15 protein-coding genes are annotated in these 19,771 nt (G+C 70.9%); 9 read left to right on the top strand and 6 right to left on the bottom strand.

From position 1 onward, the window contains the following. Positions 1–46: 46 nt before the first annotated feature. Entirely contained in the window at positions 47–1,417 is a 1,371-nt protein-coding gene (locus tag U1T56_RS12295) for a selenium-binding family protein (RefSeq protein WP_418159773.1), read from the bottom strand. Positions 1,418–1,726: 309 nt separating this feature from the next. Between U1T56_RS12295 and U1T56_RS12290 the strand changes: the two genes are divergently transcribed. Then, positions 1,727–2,872 (top strand): PQQ-dependent sugar dehydrogenase, encoded by a 1,146-nt coding sequence (locus tag U1T56_RS12290; protein WP_418159772.1) that lies wholly within the window; start codon positions 1,727–1,729, stop codon positions 2,870–2,872. Positions 2,873–2,879: 7 nt separating this feature from the next. Here the strand turns inward: U1T56_RS12290 and U1T56_RS12285 are convergent, their stop codons facing one another. From U1T56_RS12285 to U1T56_RS12270, 4 genes are all read right to left on the bottom strand, one after another. Beyond that, complete coding sequence (locus U1T56_RS12285) at positions 2,880–3,068, bottom strand: hypothetical protein (protein WP_418159771.1); 189 nt, start codon at positions 3,066–3,068, stop codon at positions 2,880–2,882. 11 nt (positions 3,069–3,079) lie between these two features. Then, positions 3,080–3,463 (bottom strand): response regulator, encoded by a 384-nt coding sequence (locus tag U1T56_RS12280; protein ID WP_418159770.1) that lies wholly within the window; start codon positions 3,461–3,463, stop codon positions 3,080–3,082. Between the two features lie 24 nt (positions 3,464–3,487). Continuing rightward, positions 3,488–5,545 carry a PAS domain S-box protein gene (locus U1T56_RS12275; protein ID WP_418159769.1) on the bottom strand — a complete coding sequence of 686 codons (2,058 nt, stop codon included), beginning with the start codon at positions 5,543–5,545 and terminating at the stop codon, positions 3,488–3,490. 267 nt (positions 5,546–5,812) lie between these two features. Next, on the bottom strand, positions 5,813–8,965 hold the full coding sequence (locus U1T56_RS12270; protein ID WP_418159768.1) for a two-partner secretion domain-containing protein: 3,153 nt from the start codon (positions 8,963–8,965) through the stop codon (positions 5,813–5,815). Positions 8,966–9,362: 397 nt separating this feature from the next. On the opposite strand from U1T56_RS12270, the gene U1T56_RS12265 reads away from it, so the two are divergent. Then, a complete protein-coding gene (locus U1T56_RS12265) occupies positions 9,363–10,184 on the top strand; it encodes a glycoside hydrolase family 5 protein (protein ID WP_418159767.1) in 822 nt (273 codons plus the stop codon). A gap of 46 nt (positions 10,185–10,230) precedes the next feature. On the opposite strand, the gene U1T56_RS12260 is transcribed toward U1T56_RS12265, so the two are convergent. Continuing rightward, a complete protein-coding gene (locus tag U1T56_RS12260) occupies positions 10,231–10,941 on the bottom strand; it encodes a GntR family transcriptional regulator (RefSeq protein ID WP_418159766.1) in 711 nt (236 codons plus the stop codon). 106 nt (positions 10,942–11,047) lie between these two features. Between U1T56_RS12260 and U1T56_RS12255 the strand changes: the two genes are divergently transcribed. The 7 genes from U1T56_RS12255 (at position 11,048) to U1T56_RS12225 (ending at position 19,440) form a co-directional block, all read left to right on the top strand. Continuing rightward, entirely contained in the window at positions 11,048–12,163 is a 1,116-nt protein-coding gene (locus U1T56_RS12255) for a sugar ABC transporter substrate-binding protein (RefSeq protein WP_418159765.1), read from the top strand. Positions 12,164–12,236: 73 nt separating this feature from the next. Continuing rightward, positions 12,237–13,775, top strand: coding sequence for a sugar ABC transporter ATP-binding protein (locus U1T56_RS12250; RefSeq protein ID WP_418159764.1), 1,539 nt, complete (start codon positions 12,237–12,239; stop codon positions 13,773–13,775). Next, positions 13,772–15,841 (top strand): ABC transporter permease subunit, encoded by a 2,070-nt coding sequence (locus U1T56_RS12245; protein WP_418159763.1) that lies wholly within the window; start codon positions 13,772–13,774, stop codon positions 15,839–15,841. Before U1T56_RS12250 ends, U1T56_RS12245 begins: the two co-directional genes overlap by 4 nt. A gap of 20 nt (positions 15,842–15,861) precedes the next feature. Further along, positions 15,862–16,638: an SDR family oxidoreductase gene (locus U1T56_RS12240; protein WP_418159762.1), complete on the top strand. Its 777-nt coding sequence runs from the start codon at positions 15,862–15,864 to the stop codon at positions 16,636–16,638. A 7-nt stretch (positions 16,639–16,645) separates the two neighbouring features. Continuing rightward, entirely contained in the window at positions 16,646–17,596 is a 951-nt protein-coding gene (locus U1T56_RS12235; protein ID WP_418159761.1) for a 3-hydroxyacyl-CoA dehydrogenase, read from the top strand. Positions 17,597–17,611: 15 nt separating this feature from the next. Beyond that, positions 17,612–18,544 carry a 3,5-dioxohexanoate:acetyl-CoA acetone transferase gene (kce, locus tag U1T56_RS12230; RefSeq protein ID WP_418159760.1) on the top strand — a complete coding sequence of 311 codons (933 nt, stop codon included), beginning with the start codon at positions 17,612–17,614 and terminating at the stop codon, positions 18,542–18,544. Positions 18,545–18,567: 23 nt separating this feature from the next. Further along, positions 18,568–19,440: an SMP-30/gluconolactonase/LRE family protein gene (locus tag U1T56_RS12225; RefSeq protein WP_418159759.1), complete on the top strand. Its 873-nt coding sequence runs from the start codon at positions 18,568–18,570 to the stop codon at positions 19,438–19,440. Positions 19,441–19,771: the final 331 nt, after the last annotated feature.

Below are 19,771 nucleotides of genomic sequence, written 5' to 3'. Positions count from 1 at the left end.
TCACCGCGAGCACGGGCGCGGCTGCGGCAGGCGTGCCCATGCCGCTTCAGAGCCAGATGTCGGACGTGCAGTCCCCGCCCGGATAACGCATCTCATGCGCCCGCGCCGGCCCTCTCGGCTCCTTGCCGAAGTCGACGAAGAAGGCGGGATTGATGCGCATGCCGCCGTTCTCGGTGTCGCAGTCGATCTGCAGGAGGCACGAGCCGCGTTCGTCGAGCTCGGGATAGAACTGGTTGTCCCAGCTCGACAGCAGGCTGGTCGTGCAGTAGAGCCGCTTGCCGTCGAGCGAGAGTTGCAGCATCTGCGGCCCGCCGGCGATGGCACGGCCGTTCACCTCCCTGCCCCTGCCGAGCAGCCCGCCGATCCAGACCTGGCCCGTCAGCCTGGGTCGTGCCGGATCGGTGATGTCGTACTGGCGCAGATCGCCGTGCAGCCAGTTCGAGAAATACATGAACCGGTCGTCCATCGACAGCAGGATGTCGGTGATCAGCGGCGGCACGGGAATCGGCCAGCCCGCGAGCTCGGCGGGCTCTTCCTGGATCACCTTGTCGAGCTGCCAGCCGCCGTCGTTCTTGTGCCAGTGATAGACGTTCGAGCTCAGCGCCACGCCGACATAGCCGTGCGAGCTGTCCGGATCGTGGTGGAAGCGGACCTCCAGCGGCACCAGGCCGTCGGCGCCGAGATCGAAGGTCCGCTCGATGCGCCGGTCGCGGAAGTTCCAGAAATGGAGCCGCTGGCCATAGCGCCCGGCCTGCACGTCCTCGAGCCTGAAGCCGGGATAATAAGCGTTGGGGGCGCCGAACTCGCTCGATACCATCACGTTGTGCCGCGGCTGGTACCAGAAGTCGTAATTGTACTTCATGCCGTCGAGCCCGGCCTCCCAGCGGCCGGTGACCTCGAAGTCCTGATTCATGGTGAGGAAGCCGCCCGGCCCTTCGCCCTCCGCGTCGCCGAGCATGGAGACGATGATCTCCTTGCCGAGGCAGTGGACGGTGTGCGGCGCGGTCAGCCCGGTCCTGCCGATCACCTCCTCGGGCTCGACCACCTTGTGCAGCCTGGGCGCTCTCGGCTCGCCGGTATCGACGATGTGGATCCGGCTGGAGCGGAAGCCCGGCACGATCAGGAACCGGCGCTCGGCGCTGGCGTCGCCGTGGCAGGAGCTGCAGGCGTTCCAACCGAAATGATGCAGCTCGTCGCCCTTGTTCGGCATCTCGAGGCGATGGATCACCTGCGCGTAGGTCGGGCTGTCCGGGTCGACGTCGACGGTGGCGAGATAGTCGGGTGCGTCGACCCTGGTGCCCGTGTAGAGGCCGATGACGTAGAGCAGCTTCTCGCGTGGTGCTCGCATCGCCGCTTCGGGCGAGGCATAGCCGGGGCCACAGCAGGCGTTCGCGTCGTGGCCGGTGCTCGTCGACATGGCATGCCTCCCGTCGTGGATCGGTCCGGGTCTCTCCGGATTCGGGACTCTGCTCGCCGGCGGCTGCCGGGTCAATGCAGCGATTCCCGCAGCGGTTCGATGGCGGGGCGACACGAGGCGCGCAGGATTTCTCGCCGTGAATTTCGCCGCGGCCTCTTCGTCCGCGACACCGGACCGTCAGCAGGGGCGCCGCGGGCCGCGGGGGCGTTGACCCTGGCCCGCGACCAGGGCGAAGGTTCGTGGATGGCTCACGCCCGCCCCCGGGGGCCGTGCCGGCTCCCGGGTCGAGGAAGACGGGGGAAGCGATCCATGGTCATGCACTCGTTGCGGGTGGCGCTCGCCCTCGCCATGCTGGCCGGCACGACGACGGCCGCCGCGCCGCGCGCGGCCGAGCGGCCCATCGCAGGCGAGGTCCCGGCGATCCGCCTCGTGCCGGTGACGACGCGAGGTCTCGCGGCACCGCTGTCCGCGACCCATGCCGGGGATGGCAGCGGGCGGCTGTTCGTCGTCGAGCAGGGCGGGCGCGTGCGTCTCGTGAAGAACGGCGCGCTGCAGCCGCGGCCGTTCCTCGACCTTTCCGGCCGCGTCCTGTCGGGCGGCGAGCGCGGGCTTCTGGGCCTCGCGTTCCATCCGCGCTTTCGCGACAACGGGCGCTTCTTCGTGAACTACACGCGGCGGCCCGACGGGGCCACGGTGCTCGCCGAGCACCGGGTCTCGGCCGACCCGGATCGAGCACTGCCCACGGGACGGGCGCTCCTGGTCGTGCCGCAGCCTTTCCCCGACCACAATGGCGGCATGCTCGCCTTCGGCCCGGACGGGCGGCTCTATGTCGGGCTCGGCGACGGCGGCGACCACGGCGATCCAGGCGACCGGGCCCAGGACCGCTCCTCGCTCCTGGGCAAGATCCTGCGCCTCGACGTCGACCGCGGCAGCCCTTACGCGATTCCGCCCGACAACCCGTTCGCGGCCGGCGGCGGCCGCGGCGAGATCTGGGCCTTGGGCTTTCGCAACCCGTGGCGCTTCTCGTTCGACCGTGCCAGCGGGCGGCTCTATGCCGGCGATGTCGGCGAGCGGAGGCTCGAGGAGATCGACCTCGTCCGCCGCGGCGGCAACTATGGCTGGCGAATCATGGAGGGGAACCGCTGCTTCGCGCCGGCGACGGGATGCGACCGGCGCGGGCTCGTGCTGCCGGTCGCCGTTTACGCGCACACGGACGGGCGCTGTGCCGTCACGGGCGGCTACGTCTATCGCGGCCGTGCCGTGCCGGCGCTCGCGGGCGCTTACGTCCACGCCGACTTCTGCAGCGGCGAGATCTTGGTACTCAGGGGCGGTCGGCCCGGCGTGCTCCTGGACACGAGCTTGCGGATCGCCTCGTTCGGCGAGGACGAGGCGGGGGAGCTTCTCGTCGTCGACATCGGCGGCGGGGTCTACCGGCTCGCGCGATCCGGGACCTGAACGGCGCTCACCGGCCCAGCGCCGGCCCGATGCCGGTGTGGAGGAAGTCCTCGCCCTTGAACAGAAGCGGCTCGCCCGTGGCCTCGACGAGCGCGTAGGCGAAGCAGTCGCCGAGATCGAGACGGACCGGGTGGCCGCTGCCGCAGCCGAAGGCGCGGCAGGCCCGACGGGCAGGGGAGCTTCTGGTCGTGATCATGGCGGCAGGGTCTACTGGTCGGCGGGCACGGCGTCGTAGGGAGCAAGCAGCACGGCGGCGCAGGCGCGGTGGAGACGATTCCGCGCGAACGGCTTCACCACCACCGGGTCGGCCTCGCCGACGAGCAGGTCGGGACTGCCGGTGACGTAGACCACCGGCACCCGGCCCCAGACGGCGCGGATGGCGCGTACGGCGCCGAGGCCGGTGCCGCTGGCGAGACGGTAGTCGGCCAGGATCAGGTCGGGGCGCTGCTGTCGCGCCGCCGCCACCGCCTGCGCCTCGTCCCTCGCGAAGGCGAAAGAGGCGAAGCCGAGTTCTTCCATCTGTTCTTGCAGATCGAGGGCCAGCAGGAAATCGTCCTCGATGATCAGGACGTGCGCGAGCCCCGGTCTCATGGCGTGTGCTTTCCCCCTCGTCTGTCAGGCCGCTGCGGCGAGCGGCACCTCGGTCCGGCAGACCAGTCCCCGGGCCTGCCAGTCCAGCGTCACGCTCCCGCCGTGTTGGCGGGCGAAGAGCTGGCCCAGGAGCCGGGTGCCGAAGCCCTGCCGGGCAGGCGCCGTGACCGGCGGCCCACCCTCCTCGCGCCAGACCAGCCGCAGGGCCGTGCCGTCCTCGACCGGTCCGGCCTCGATCACCACCCGGCCCTCCGGCACCGAGAGGGCACCATACTTGACGGCGTTGGTCGCGAGCTCGTGCAGCGCCAGCGCCAGGTCCTGCGCCAGCGCGGCGCTCACGGGCAGGCTCGCGACGCGCAGCGCGAACCGCCCCTCCTCCAGGCCGTGCGGCAGCAGCGCCTGCCGCAGCAGGGCGGCGAGGCCGGTCGCCTGCCAGCCGTCGCGCACCAGCAGCTCGTTGGCCCCTGCGAGCGCTTGCAGGCGGCCGTCGAACGCCTGCAGGAACGCGCCGACCGTCTCGGCACCCTTGCCGGTCATCAGCGCCACGCTCTGCACCACGGCGAGGATGTTCTTGACCCGGTGGTTCAGCTCGCGCCGCAGCAGCGCCTGCCGTGCCTCGGCCTGCTTGCGCTCGGTGACGTCGCGCAGGACGACGAGGGCGGCACGCCGCTCGCCCCAGGTGATCGGGGTCGGGTGCGCCTCGACCGGAACCTCGCTGCCGTCGAGCCGGCGCGTTCTTACCTCGATCGGCGGCTGCGTGCCGCCCTCGGCCGCGATCCGACCCTGGTATTCCCGGATGAGGTGATGGTCGGCAGGGTGGACCAGCTCGAACAGCGGACGGCCGAGGAGCTGCTCGACGCGCGTAGCACCGTGCAGGCGCATGTAGGCGGGGTTCAGGTAGACGATCCGCCCGTCCATCTCGTGGATCAGGATCGGGTCGGGACTGGTGTCGACCAGGCGCTGGTAGCGCGCCTCGCTCGCGGCGAGCTCGGCGCGCAGCCGCGCCTCGCTTCGGGCCAGCGCCGCCTCGGCCCGCTTGCGCTCGGTGATATCACGCACGATCCCGGTGAACAGGCGCTTGCCGGCCACCCGTGTCTCGGTCACGGCGAGCTCGATGGGAAAGGTGCTGCCGTCCTTGCGCAGGCCCAGGACCTCGCGGCCGATGCCGATGACCCGCCGCTCCCCGGTCCGGCAGTAGCGCTCGAGGTAGCCGTCGTGTGCGGTGCGGTAGGGTTCGGGCATCAGCACGCGCACGTTCCGCCCGATCAGCTCCGCAGGCGCATAGCCGAAGAGCTTGGCCACGGCAGGGTTGGCGGTCTCGATGGTGCCGCGCTCGTCGATGGTGAGGATGCCATCCGCGGCGGTATCGACCACCGCCCGCAGCCGCGCCTCGCTGTCCAGCATGCGCGCCTGCACGCGCCGACGCGCGAGGAGGATCACACCGAAGAGTGCGCTGGCCATGGCCAGGACACCCTGGAGCGCCGTCATGCGGGCGATCCGGGCTGCCGACGCCTCCTCGTGCGCCGCCCGTTCGGCCAGCAACTCCTGCCCGACTGCGGTCATCCTCTCGATCGCGGCCGCGATCTCCTCCATCAGCTTCTGGCCGAGATCGGTGCGCATCGCCGCCAGGGCCGCATCGAAGCTCTGTGCCCGCAGCGCCACCACCCGGGCCAGCTCGGCGAGCTCGGCGTCGATCAGAGATGTCAGCTCCTGCAGGCGGGCGATCTGCGCCGGGTGCCGCACGAGCCCGCGAAGCCGGTCGAGGTCGGCCCGGATCCGGCCGATGGCCTGCTCGTAGGGAACGAGATAGCGGCGCTCGCCGGTGAGGATGTAGCCGCGCTGTCCGGTCTCGGCCCGCCGGATATGGGCCTCCAGCTCGGCCAGCCCGCGCAGAATGGCATTGCTCCGGACCATCTCCGCGCGATGATCGCGCAGCCGCGTCAGGGTGACGTTCGCGGTCAAGGCGCTGCCGGCCAGGAGAGCCAGGGCGAGCAGGAGCAGCGCGCCCGCGCCGAGCGCAGCGCCGAAGAAAGGCTCAGGAGCGGAATGGGCGGACCTCCGTGCCGCCGCCCGCCAGCGCATCCAACCCAGGCGCGTATCTCCCTGACCGGCCGCGGCACCGCCGGCTCGTGTCCTTATCGGCATTCGTCCGTCCATTGTCGCGGGCGGCGCGCAGCCATGAAGCCGTGTAGACTAAAGGTTGCCAAGCTTCGAACAGCTGCGAACCCGCCGGATCTTGCATTAATTCAGGCGATACGCATGCAAAGCGAAAAGAGGCAACTTTGCCGCAGCACGAGGTTGCGCAACGACCTCTGCCGGCATCGCGTTCCCGCCGCCGGACGGATGGTCCTAGCCGCCCCCGTCCGCCCTGCAGCCCTCGGCGAAGCGGGCGGCGAGCACCGGCCCGGCCCGGCCGGTTGCCGCGGCCCGGGCATGAGCGCCGGGGAGCGCTGCCGCCGGATCGCGCGGCAGCCCGCCGCGGCCCATCGCCGTGAAGCTGCTGGCCGCGGCCGTCCGCCGCGCGGCGCAGCTCGCCCGCAGCAGCTCGCCGGCATTCAGGAACACCCCCTGCGGCACCACCAGCCGCGAGCCGAGCGCGCTTTCGAGCCCGGTGATGCTCACCCCCGAACTGCCGGCGACCAAGCTGTCGAACGAGAGCACGGTGGTGCCGCCGAACAGCCGCACCAGCCCGCTGCCCGCGAGCGGCGCGCCGGTCCCGGTCAGCGCCGTTACCCGGCTGCGGTCGACCGCGATCAGGGGGGCTGCGAGCGTGATCACGCTCCGGCCCGCCTTGGGCGTGATCCCGCTCGCCGTCACCTCCGCGTCCTCGAGCCCGATCAGGTCCGAGGCACTGGCCGCGATCGTCCCGCCGCGGCTGCCGGCGCCGGCGGTGCGAATGCCCGCATCCTCCACCGTCAGCGTGTCGGCCTCGATGCTGACGTTGCCGGCCGGACCGCTGCCGGTGCCGGACGAGCCGATCAGGCCGCCGTCGCGCACCGTCAGCCGCCCCGCTCGGACCGACACGTCCCCGGCCTGCCCGGCGCCGTCACTATTCGTCTCCACGGCACCTTCGTTCGCCACGATCATGCGCCCGGCGGCGACGCGCACCTCGCCGGCGTCGCCCGGCCCGAAGGTGGCGCTGCTGATCTGGCCGGTGTGATCGATCTCCAGGGTGCCGGCGTCGACCGTCACCTCGCCCGCCTTGCCCGCACCGCCGGTCGAGCTGCTGATCTCGCCGGTGTCGCGCAGCTCGAGGCTGCCGGCCCGGACCGTCACCCGCCCGCCGGCGCCGGCGAGGCCGCTGCTGTCGGGGAAAGCCTGGCTCGTGATGCCGGCAGGGTAGAGGGCCGCATCGTCGCCGACGACGGTGAGCCGGCCGGCGGTGACCGCGATCTCGCCGGCATCGCCCGGCCCGAAGGTGGAGCTGCTGATGCCCGCCATGCCGAGAAGCGTGATGGCGTCGGCGCGGACCGTCACCCGCCCGGCATCGCCGGTGGCGCCGTCGACGGCCTGGCTCGTGATGCCGGCGGTGCCGGACGACGAAGGGGCGCCGACGATGTTCAGGGAGCCGGCCGTGACCACGATCTCGCCGGCATCGCCCGCACCGCCGGTGGAGGTGCTGATCAGGCCGGTGTCGCGCAGCTCGAGGCTGCCGGCCCGGACCGTTATCCGGCCGCCGGCGCCGGTCGGGCCGCCGGCGCCGGAGAAGGTCTGGCTCGTGATGCCGGCGGCGTAGGGCGCCGCATCGTCGCCGACGACGGCGAGCCGGCCGGCGGTGACGACCACGACCTCGCCGGCATTGCCCGGCCCGAAGGTGGAGCTGCTGATGGCCGCCCTGTCGAGGATCTCGATGCTGTCGGCGCGGACCGTCACCCGCCCGGCATTGCCGGTGGCGCCGTCGCCGGCCTGGCTCGTGATGCCGGCGGGGTAGGGTGCCGCGACGTCGCCGAGGATGGCGATGTGGCCGGCGGCGGTGACGGCCACCTCGCCGGCATCGCCTAGCCCGGAGGTGGAGCTGCTGATCAGGCCGGTGTCGCGCAGCTCGAGGCTGCCGGCCCGGACCGTCACCCGCCCGGCATTGCCGGTGGCGCCGTCGCCGACGTCGCTGGAGATCCCGGTGCCGGAACGCGGCGAGACATCGCCGATGACGGCGAGGCGGCCGGTGGCGGTGACCGCGATCTCGCCGGCATCACCCGATGCGGCCGTGGCGCTGCTGATCGTGCTGCCGGTGCGGAGCTCGATGGTGCCGGCCTCGACCGTGACCGGTCCGGCCTCGCCCGACCCGGCCGTGGAGGTCGCGATCACGCCCCTGTCGCGCAGCGCGATCGTGTCGGCCCGGACCGTCACCCGGCCGGACCGGCCGGTGGCGCCTTCGCCGGCCTCGCTGGTGAGACCGGCGAGAAACGGGCTCGGCCCACCGGCGGCGAGCAGGTGCCCGACCTCGACCGTGACCGACCCGGCATCGCCTGCCCCGGTGGTGGTGCTGCCGATGGCACCGTCGCGAAGCTCGACGGTGCTGGCCAGAACCGTCAACGTGCCGGCGCTGCCCGTGCCGAAAGCATCGCCGGTGATCTTCGATCCGGCGGCGACCGTGACCCCTCCGGCCTCGATCGTGATCCCGCCGGCGGCGTCGGTCGGGCCGTGGTTGTCGGCGAAGATGAAGGACCGGTTCTCGACCGCGAGTCTGCCGCCGCGGATGCGCACCGTGCCGCCGCCGTCGCCGCTGGCGTCGACCAGCGCCTGGTCGGTCAGGCGGATGTCACCGGACACGTCGCCACTGGCCCGGCCCGTGGCGACGGCGACGGCTCCGGAGCCGCCCAGGGCCGCCAGGGTGATCCGCCCCGCCACCGCCTGCAGCATGCCGGCCGAGCTCCCGCTGGCTGCACCTTGGTTCCGGGCCGTGATCGTGACGTCGCCGCCGATGAGCGAAAGGGCCTGGCCTTGCGGCACGGCGAGCACGCTCCGGTCGACCGTGATCGGCGCCGGCCTCGCACCCAGAAACCCGAACGCCTGTGGCGCCGCCACCGAGAGCACGCTCCCGCCCGGCGCACGCGCGCTGAACACCGCCCCGTCGGCAAAGCGCAGCTCGTCGGCGGTGCTGGCATGGAACGAGCCCTGCACCGCCAGCCGGGCATCGGGGCCGAACAGGATGCCCGCGGGATTGAGCAGCCACAGATCGGCGCCGGGAACCTTGGAGCGCAGGGTGCCGTCGATGGACGAGGGCTCGCCGCCGGTGACCCGGCCGATGACGTTCCTGAGCCCCGAAGGCCCGGTGAAGGTGACCCGCTGCCCCTCTTCGACCCCGAAGCGGGCGAAGCTGTGGAACAGGTTTTGGCCGCGGGTCTGGCCGAGCCGGGCGGGGATCGTCACCTCCGGACCGGCAAGGCGCAGCCTGGGCCCGAGCGTGCCGTCGGTCGCCACCTCGGCCGCGCCCGCGACCGGCCACAGCAGCGTGCCCAGCGCGAGCCCGACGAGCCGGCGGTAGCCGCCCTGCCGTGCCATCGCATCCTCTTCGGCCCGTGATCGGGTCGGACATTCTCTCGTGCCGGAGCATGCATGACAAGACGGCTTTCCGGAACCGTCCGGCAAGCCGGCGCCTGTCTCTGCTCGATCGGGCGGCTCGTGAAACAGTTCACAGCGGCTGCCCAGCCTTTCGTCATATCCGTGACGAAAGGCCCAGCGCAGGAAAGATCCCATGGCCAGAACGGAAACCGCATCCTCCAGAACAGCCGGCCGGGTGGGGCTCACGCGCCGTCGCGCACTCGCCCTGATCGCGGGCAGCGCCGCGGCGCTGGGCACGGGGAAGGTCGGGTACGGCGGCGCGCTGCCGCCCGCCAACGGCATTCCCTGGCTGGCGACGGCCGGGAATCGGATCGTGACGGCCGGTAGCCGTCAGGTCGTGCTCCTGCGCGGCGCCAACATCATGCATTCGGAATGGGTGGCGCAATGGGGGATGGATATGGAATGGGAGCGGCGGGCGATACCTGCCCTGTCCGGAAGCTGGAACGGCAACATCTGCGTCAGAGGATTTGCCGCCGATCCGGTCGATGCCGACAACCCGCAATATCTCGGCATGTTGGACGAGTACGTGTCGTTAACGGCGCGCAGCCGTATCTATCTCATGTTGTCGTTCCGCTCCTACGGCATCAACGGCGAGCAGCCGGAGATGCCGGACGACCGTGCCGCCCGGGCGTTAGCGAAGCTCGCCGCCCGCTATCGCGGCCGATCGCATGTCCTTTATTCCCTGCAGGTCGAGCCGCACGATGTCGATTGGGCCACGCTGCGCCCTCTGTTCGAGGACATGGTCGATGCCGTCCGGACGGCTGCGGCGCCGCACGTGCCGCTGATCATGGTGCCGGGGACCGACTGGTCGCGCGATCTCACCGGCGCCATCGACGATCCCGTCAGGAGGGAGAACATCGTCTACAACTCCCATCCCTACAATCCCAGCTCGGATTTCCAACGGCTCTTCGGCCGTGCCCACGATGCCGGACTGCCCGTCTTCGTCGGCGAATTCGGACCGTTCGACCCTATGACCATGGCCGATGTCGTCGATCTGTTGAGCTTCACCCGGCAGCGCGGCATCGGCTGGGCCGCCTGGTCGTTCGATCACGACGACCCGAACCCGCTGCACAAGCTCGTCCACCAGTCGCTGCTGCCGACCACCCCTTACGGCACGACCGTGAGGAGCGAGATGCTCGCGACGCCTCCTCTGCCTTGAGCCGATGTGCCTCCGGCATGGCGGGGCAGGAGCGTCGCGCTGCCGGTCAGCCCTCGAGCAGCCGTGCCAGGATCAGGGCCGCCTCCTCGATGTCGGCGCGCAGCGCCGCGCGCGCGGCGCTGCCGTCGCCGCGGGCGAGCGCGTCGCGGATCAGGCGGTGCTGGCGGTTCGCCGTGCGCCAGTTGCCGGAGCCGCGTAAGAGCCCGAGATAGGGGCCGATCCGCAGCCACAAAGGCTCGATGAGCGACATCAGGGTCTCCGAGCCCGCCGCACGGTAGATCGCGAAGTGGAACTCGCGGTTGGCCGGGACGAACGAGCGGCGGTCGGCCTCGGCCGTGCTGCTCTCCATCTCGGCGATCAGCGCGTCGAGGCGGGCGAGCAGGGCAGGTGTGCAGCGTGCCGCGGCCCACTCGGCGGCGAGACCCTCGACCTCGACCCGCACGCGCTTCAGGTCCATGAGCCGCTCGACGCTCAAGGGCGGGATGCCGACCGAGCGGCCGGCGACGACGGTGAGGGCACCCGCCGCCGTGAGCCGGTGCAGCGCCTCGCGCACCGGCATGGCGCTGACCCCGAACGCCTCGGCGAGGCCCTGGATGGTCACGGTCGCACCGGGCTCGATCTCGCCGTCGAGAATCAGCGCCTCGAGCTGGCGATGCACCTGGTCCTGCACGGTCGCGCGCGCCACCGGGCGATAGGGCAGCGGCCGCGCCGCCGCATCGCCGGCCAGGGCCGTGGCACCCCCTCGCTTCGCCGCCATCCCGCCTCCGCGCCGGAAACCCTGTTGCGTGATCTTCGATGTGTGATCTATGATCAAAAACGGTCGGGCGTCAATCGCAGCGCCGCCGATCGGGGAGGCAAGAAGGATGCGCAAACACGTGCTGGCCGCCGGTGCCGCGGCTCTGGGGCTGCTCGTCGGTGCAGGCGACGGTCACGCCGCCGGGAAGTTCAAGATCTTCCTGTCGATGAGCTACATCGGCAACGACTGGCAGGCCGAGGCCGCCAACATGGTGAAGGCCATGGCGGCGAGCAAGGACATGAAGGACAAGGTCGACCTGCAGATCCAGGTCGCCGGCCCCAACGCCCAGCGCCAGATCCAGCAGATCAACTCGATGGTCCAGGCGGGGGCGCAGGCGATCGTGGTCTACCCGATCTCGCCGACGGCGTTGAACCAGGTGGTCAAGAACGCCTGCAACAAGGGTGTGACCATCATCGCCTACGATGCCGAGATCACCGAGCCCTGCGCCTACAACGTCACCATCGACCAGGAGGAGGCGGGCCGCGTCACCGCCGAATGGCTGGCGAAGACGCTGAACGGCAAGGGCAACATCGTCATGCTCACGGGCGTGCCCGGCACGTCGGTGGACACCCTGCGCACGAAAGCGGCGAAGGAGGTGTTCGCCAGGTATCCCGACATCAGGATCGTGGCCGAAGCGCCCGGCATGTGGAGCCAGGCAGTGGCGAGAACCGAGCTCTCCAAGATGCTCGCCACCCGTTCCTGGGACCAGATCGACGGGCTCTGGCTGCAGGTCGGCTGCTACACCGCCAACACGATGCAGATCGAGGCCGGCATCAAGCCCGAGCGGCTCAAGCCCTGCGCCGGCGAGGGAGCGAACGGCGGGCGCATCCAGATGCTGCCGGCGGGCACGGAGGTGGAAGGGGCGAACGGCACCTACGCGCCGATGGGAGCGCCCCGCATCTCTTATGCCTCGCCGCCCTATTCCGGCGGCCTTGCCCTCAAGCTCGCGGTGCAGAAGCTCGAGGGCAAGGAGATCGAAAAGCACACCACCCTGCCGCTGCCGGTCGTCACCAACGAGACGGTCAAGCTCTGCAAGGAGGGCACCTGGCAGGAGATGGCCGCGGGCTGCAACGTGTTCCAGCCCGCGATCGTCACCAACCCCGGCTGGTTCGCCTCGATCTACTCGCCCGAAACACCGGAGATCGGGCTGCAGGCGGCACTGGTCGGTCAGCCCGAGTACTGAGGCCGGCGCACGGCCTGGAGCAGGCGGGAGGGATAGCCCCTCCCGCACCCTCTTTCCCCTGGAAGGTCGGGCGATGGCGGCGAGCGGCGACGCGCTCGAGGTCGAGCAGGTCAGGAAGGCCTACGGCGCCACGGTGGCGCTGGACGGGGCTTCCTTCGCCGTGAGCCGGGGCGAAGTCCACGCGCTCCTGGGCGAGAACGGGGCCGGCAAGTCGACGATGGTGAAGCTCCTTTCCGGGCTGATCCGGCCCGATCGGGGCTCGCTCCGCCTCTTCGGCGCGGCCGTCCGGCTGGGATCGCCGGCGGACGCGCACCGCCTCGGCGTACAGACCGCGTTCCAGGAGATGACGCTCGTCAAGGACCTCACCGTCGCCGAGAACCTGCTGCTGCCCAATGCCCCCACGGGGCCGCTGGGCCAGCTCAGGCGGTACCAGGGCGAGCGGCTCGTGACGGAGCATCTCGAACGGCTGGGGCTCGGCGGGATCGATCCGCGGGCGGAAGTGCGCGACCTCGAGCTGCCGGAGCGGCAGAAGATCGAGATCGCGCGCGCCGTGTTCAGGAGGCCCCGCATCCTGCTTCTCGACGAGCCGACCTCCACCCTCTCGGGCCGCGACATTGACTGGCTGGGCGGGCTCATCGAGCGGATGCGGAACGAAGGGGTCACGGTCGTCTTCATCTCGCACCGCATGCCCGAGGTGCGCCGGTTCTGCGACCGGCTCACCGTGCTCCGCAACGGCAAGGACGTCGGCACGGCCGAGGTCGCCGACGTGGGCGACGACGAGGTGATCCGGATGATCATCGGCCGCTCGCTCGCCGCCACCTTCCCGCCGAAGCCGAGAGCGCGGGCAGGCGCTGTGGCCGTGCCGCCGGCGCTGGAGGCGCGCGGCATCGCGACCGATGGCAGGCTCGAGGAGGCGAGCTTCGCGCTTCGGTCCGGCGAGATCCTGGGCGTGGCCGGGCTCCAGGGCATGGGCCAGCAGGACCTGTTCCTCGCCTGCTTCGGTATGGCGCCGCTCACGAAAGGCGAGATCCGGGTCGACGGCAGAGCCGTGACCCTGGCCTCGCCCAAAGATGCCGTGCGCGCCGCGGTCGGCATCAGCCTGGTTCCCGAGGACCGCAAGACCGAGGGCCTGTTCCTCGAGCTCGACGGGCGGTTCAACGTCTCCTTGCCCGTGATCGACCGCTTCGCGCGCGCGGGCCTGATCGACACGGCGGCCGAGACCGCGGCCGTGGCCGAGATTTTACGCGAGGTCGAGATCGCACCCCGCGCGCTCTACACGCGGGCCGGTGCGTTCAGCGGCGGCAACCAGCAGAAGATCGCGATCGCGAAATGGCTGCTCGCCGGCAGCCGCATCCTTCTGATGTTCGATCCCACGCGCGGGGTCGACATCGGCACCAAGCACCAGCTCTATCTCCTCATGCGCCGGCTCGCCGACGCGGGAGCGGCGATCCTGTTCTACTCGACCGAGATCCCGGAGCTCGTGAACCTCTGCGAGAGGGTGCTCGTCATGTACCAGGGCCGGATCGCGGCCGAGCTCGTGGGCGAGGCGATCGACGAGGAGGCGATCATGCGCGCCGCCTTGGGCGAGCGGAGCGAGGTGCGGGCCGCATGAGCACCGCCATCCTCGGAACCGCGCCGTCCGCACGCCCGCGCCGCGGGCGCGTCTGGCTCTCGCGCCATCGCGGGCTCCTGATCGCCCTTGCCGTGTTCGCGGCCCTGTTCGCGACCGTGGACGCGATCACGCCGGGGCCGTTCAGCTATTTCGAGCTCAGCTTCATGTCCTCGGGCGGCGCCACGCTGGCACTGGCCGCGATGGGGCAGACCGTCGTGGTGCTGACCGGCGGGTTCGACCTCTCGGCCGGGGCCGTGGTCGCGCTCGTCAACGTGGTGCTCGCGGGCTTCATGGGGCCGGACCTCGCGAGCCAGGTGCTGCTGGGCGTGGCGGCGCTCGGGATCGGGGCGGCGGTGGGGGCCGTGAACGGCTTTTTCGTGGCGGTCGTGCGGCTGCAGCCGATCGTGGTGACGCTCTCGACGATGTTCATCGTCCAGGGCATCACGCTCCTGATCATGGACAAGCCGGGCGGCATGATCGCGCCCGAGTTCTCGGCCGTGCTCGCCGGCGATGCCATCCCGGGCGTGCTGCCCTCGGCGATCGTGGTGCTGCTCGCGGCGGCGGCGTTCTGGCTCCTGCTCAAGAACTCGCGCTTCGGGGTCGGGCTCTATGCCGTCGGCAGCGACGAGGACGCGGCCAGGGCCGCGGGCGTGCCGACGCGAAAGGTGGAGTTTCTGGCCTATGTCGTGGCCGGCCTGTTCTACGGGGCGGCGGGCGCCTTCGTCTCGGCCCAGACCGGCTCGGCCGACCCGCTGGTCGGACGGCCGCTGCTGCTCCAGATATTCGCGGCCGTGGTCTTGGGCGGCACGCTCCTGGGCGGCGGGCGCGGCGGGGCGATCGGCTCGATCGTCGGCGCCTACACGCTGATGATCGTCGTCAACATCCTGCTCGTGCTCAACGTCTCCGCCTACTACAGCTCGGTCGCCGAAGGGGCGATCCTGATCCTGGCGGTGCTCGGCGCGTCCTTGAGCCGGCACTCGCCGCTGGCCGGCTATCTGCGCCTCGCTCGGCTGAAGCTGCGGGCGCGGCGCGATCGCACGCTGCCGGTCGCCCATCCCGGTGCCCCGACGCGGTTCGTCCTGCCGCACACGAAGGAGCCGGGCGCGGAGGTGCCGGCGGCCGGCTGGCTCGAGCGGCATCGCGAGCGGCTGCGCTACATCCTGCCGGCCTATGCGGGCTTCGTCCTGGTGCTGCTGGCGACGCATCTGGTCTACGGCAACACGCTGACCAACCCGGGCTACTTCGACGCGCTGATCGTGCTGGCCTCGTTCCTGGTCGTGCTGGCGCTGGGGCAGGGGGCGGCGATCCTCACGGGCGGGCTCGACCTGTCGCTGCCCTGGATGATCGGGCTGTGCGGCATCCTGGTGGCGGGGCTGGTCCGGGGCTCCGACGTGGCGGCCTTGTGGGCGATCCCGCTCGGCCTGGCACTGGGCACGGGCCTGGGGGCGCTGAACGGGGCCGGGATCGTGCTGCTCGGCCTGCCGCCGATCGTCATGACGCTCGCCATGAACGGCATCCTGCAGGGGGCCGCTCTGGTCTACAGCAACGGCACGCCCGACGGCTTCGCCTCGCCCGCCATGCGCTGGTTCATGACCGGAAGGCTCGTGGGTGTCACACCCGTGATCTGGTTCGTCGTCGTCTTCGTGGCGGCGGCGCTGCTGCTCCTGAACCGCACCAGCTTCGGCCGGCGGGTCTATGCCGTGGGCAACAGCCCGCTGGTCGCGAAGCTGAGCGGGGTCGGCGTCGGGGGCACGCTGATCGGCGTCTACGCGCTCTCGGGTTTTTGCGCGGCACTCGTGGGCATCATGCTCGCGGGCTTCAGCGGCCAGGCCAGCCTCGGCATGGGCGACGAGTATCTCCTGCCCTCGATCGCGGTGGTGGTGGTCGGCGGCACGCTGATCACGGGCGGGCGCGGGCACTATCTCGGGATGCTGGGCGGCGTGCTGCTGCTCACCGCCCTCTCGACGCTGCTCGCAGGGACGACGCTGCCCAGTGCCGTGCGCGACATCATCTACGGCCTCGTCGTGCTGGGCGCCGTGCTGGCGCTGCGCGAGAGGCGGACCTGAACGGACGGGGAGGGAAGGGAATGGTCGAGCTCAGGGCCGACGGCCAGCGCGTGCTGGTCACGGCGGGGGCGTCCGGCATCGGCCGGGCCATCGTCGAGGCGCTCTTGGACGCGGGGGCACGCATCCATGTCTGCGACGTGGACGCGGCGGTGCTGGCGTCGTTCCGGCAGAGCTTCGCGGGCGTCGGCGCCACGCGCGCCGACGTCGCCGACGAGGCGGACGTGGACCGGCTGTTCGCCGAGGTCGAGGAGCGTCTGGGCGGGCTCGACGTGCTCGTGAACAATGCCGGCATCGCCGGACCCACGGCGGCGGTCGAGGAGATCACGCCGGCCGACTGGCGGCGCTGCATCGAGGTCGACCTCACCGGCCAGTTCCTGTGCGCCCGCCGGGCGGTGCCGATGCTGAAGCAGGCCGGCGGCGGGGCGATCGTCAACATGTCCTCGGCGGCGGGCCGGCTGGGCTACGCCTATAGGACACCCTATGCCGCCGCGAAGTACGGGGTGATCGGCTTCACCGAGAGCCTCGCGAAGGAACTCGGACCCTTCAACATCACCGTGAACGCGATCCTGCCGGGGATCGTGCAGGGCCCTAGAATCGAGCGCGTGATCCGGGCACGCGCCGAGCAGCTCGGCCTCTCCTACGAGGAGATGGAGAGACGGTATCTCGAGAAGGTCTCCTTGCGCCGCATGGTGACGGCGCAGGAGGTGGCGACGATGGTGCTCTATCTGGTCTCGCCTCTGGGCCGCGGCGTGTCGGGCCAGTCCCTGGGCGTGTGCGGCAACGTCGAGACGCTGTGAGGCTGCCATGAGCGGGAAGGTCGCCATCGTCGGCTCGGGCCTGATCGGCCGGGCCTGGGCCATCGCCTTCGCCCGCGCGGGCTGGGAGGTGCGCTTGTGGGATCCGGTCGCGGCAGCGCCGGGCAGAGCGCTCGCCACGATCGAAGGTCTCCTGGCCGATCTCGAGGCGCAGGACATGCTGAACGGGGCCACGGCCGCCGCGGTGCGCGCCCGGATGAACCCGGCCGGAACACTCGCCGGGGCGCTGGAGGGGGCTGCCTGGGCGCAGGAGAACGCGCCCGAGGACGTCGCGGTCAAGCGCTCCTTGTGGCGCGAGCTGGACCGGCTCGCGGCACCTGCCACCATCCTCGCGAGCTCGACCTCGGCGATCGTGCCCTCGCGCTTCACGGAAGACCTCGCGGGCCGCGGCCGCTGCCTCGTCTGCCATCCGATCAACCCGCCTTATCTGGTGCCGGCCTGCGAGCTCGTGCCCGCACCCTGGACCGAGCCCGCGACGATGGTGCTTGCCGAGCAGATCATGCGCGGGATCGGGCAGGCGCCGATCGTGATGAAGAAGGAGCTCGACGGGTTCGTCATGAACCGGATGCAGGGTGCCTTGCTCGAGGAGGCGTTCCGGCTCGTGGCCGACGGCTACTGCTCGGTCGAGGACGTCGACATCGGCATTCGCGACGGCCTCGCCCTGCGCTGGGCGTTCATGGGGCCGTTCGAGACCATCGACCTCAACGCGCCGGGCGGGGTGCGCGACTACTGCGAGCGCTACCAGCAGATCTACGCCCGGCTGTTCCCCTCGATGCAACGGCGCGTCGACTGGTCGGGCGAGGTCATGGACGTGGTCGAGGCGCAGCGCCGGGTGAGGCTGCCGGCGGAGAAGCTGCAGGAGCGCCAGCGTTGGCGCGACCGGCGGCTGATGGCGCTGCTCCGTCACCGGCGCAAGGCCGCGAGCGAAATCGGTTCCTGAGAGGACGGAAGAGCCATGGCGCAAAGCCGGAAAGTGATCATCACCTGCGCCGTCACCGGTGCTATCCACACGCCCTCGATGTCGCCCTACCTGCCGGTGACGCCGGCGGAGATCGCCGATGCCGCGATCGGCGCCGCCGAGGCCGGGGCCGCCATCGTGCACCTCCATGCGCGGAACCCGCAGGACGGCCGGCCCGACCAGTCGCCGGAAGCGTTCGCACCCTTCCTCAAGGTGATCAAGCAGCGCTCGAACTGTGTCGTCAATCTGACGACCGGAGGCGCTCCCTACATGACGGTCGAGGAGCGGGTGCGGCCGGCTGCGACCTTCAAGCCCGAGGTCGCGTCGCTCAACATGGGCTCGATGAACTTCGGCCTGTTCCCGATGCTGAACCGCTACCAGGATTTCGAGCACGAGTGGGAGCGGCAAGCACTCGAGAACAGCCGCGATCTCGTCTTCAAGAACACCTTCCGGGACATCGAGTACGTGCTTCGGACCTGCGCCGAGAACGGCACGCGGTTCGAGTTCGAGTGCTACGACACGGCGCATCTCTACAACCTCGCCCACTTCCTCGACCGCGGGCTCGTCGAGCCGCCGCTCTTCGTCCAGACCGTGTTCGGCATCCTGGGCGGCATCGGCCCGCATCCCGAGGACGTCCTGCACATGAAGCGCACGGCCGACCGGCTGTTCGGGAACGCCTATCGCTGGTCGGTCCTGGGTGCGGGGCGCAACCAGATGCCGATCGCCGCCATGGCGGCCGCCATGGGCGGCAACGTCCGGGTCGGGCTCGAGGATTCTTTGTGGGACGGACCGGGGCGGCTCGCCGAGAGCAACGCCCAGCAGGTCCGGCGCGTGCGGCAGATCCTGGAAGGGCTCGGGCTCGAGATCGCGACCCCGGACGATGCGCGGGCGATCCTGGCGCTGAAAGGCGGCGATCGGGTCGCGTTCTGAAGAAACGCAGGGAGGTAGAAAACATGCGGATCGAGGTTCTGGTCGACGTCAAGACCACGCTGGGCGAGGGTCCGTTATGGGACGTCGACGAGCAGCGGCTCTACTGGATCGACAGCTTCGACGGGCGCGTCTTCCGCTGCACGGCGGACGGGCGCGAGGTCCGGTGCTGGGACGTGCCGCAGAAGATCGGCTCCATGTGCCTGAGAAAGGGCGGCGGGGCCGTGGTCTCGCTGCAGCGCGGCTTCCATTTCCTCGATTTCGCGACGGGCGAGGTCGAGCTCATCCACGACCCCGAGCCCGACAAGCCCAACAATCGCATCAACGACGGCAAGGTCGACAAGCGCGGCCGCTTCCTCGCGGGCTCGATGGACACGATGGAGGAGGGCGGCAACGGCGCCCTCTACCGGCTCGACCCGGATCTGAAGGTGACGAAGCTCGAGGGCGGGATCGTCGTCAGCAACGGCCCGTGCTGGAGCCCCGACGGCCGGACGTTCTACTTCACCGACACCTGGTCCGGCCGGATCTCGGCCTACGACTACGACCTCGACACCGGCAGCATCGCCAACAAGCGCTGCTTCGCCCGCAACCAGTGGGAGGGGGCGGGCTTCGACGGCGCCACGGTGGACGAGGAGGGCTGCCTCTGGAGCGCCCTCGTCTATGTCGGCAAGCTCGTGCGCTACACGCCGGACGGCGAGGTCGAGCGGATCATCGACATGCCGGTCAAGAAGGTGACCTCGGTGATGTTCGGCGGCCCGAACCTCGACATCCTCTACGTCACCTCGATGGCCAAGCCCCCCTTGCCGCGCTTTCCGGGCGATCCGGCGCTCAGAGGCGCTCTGTTCGCGATCCACGGCCTCGGTGTGCGCGGCCTGCCCGAGCCGCGCTTCGCCGGCTGAAGCCTGGCCGCGGCATCCGGCTCCCCCCTGGCCGCGGGGAAAAGACGCCCGCAGCCAGGGGACCACGACCGTCATCGCCCGAACGTTCCGGACCGCGGCCGGAAATTGCTAGCTTTCAAGGAGAGCAGACGGCGGCCGCCGCGAGTCGACCGCGTGTTCTCACCATGAGGGCGCGGCGGATTTCCCGCGCGCCCGTCACCGCCGACCGAGCCTTCCCTTCACCTGCGGCACCTGCGCCCGCACCCACCCGCTCGGGCGGGGAGCGAGGACTTGGCACGCCTCGTGCATCAGATCGGATGCGGCTGGCGAACCGCCGGACCGAGAACCGACC

Source organism: Benzoatithermus flavus (assembly GCF_037908215.1).
GTDB classification, from domain to species: Bacteria; Pseudomonadota; Alphaproteobacteria; order Geminicoccales; family Geminicoccaceae; genus Benzoatithermus; species Benzoatithermus flavus.
The sequence above is the reverse complement of the archived record's forward strand: the minus strand, read 5'-3'. Positions and strand labels throughout refer to the sequence as shown.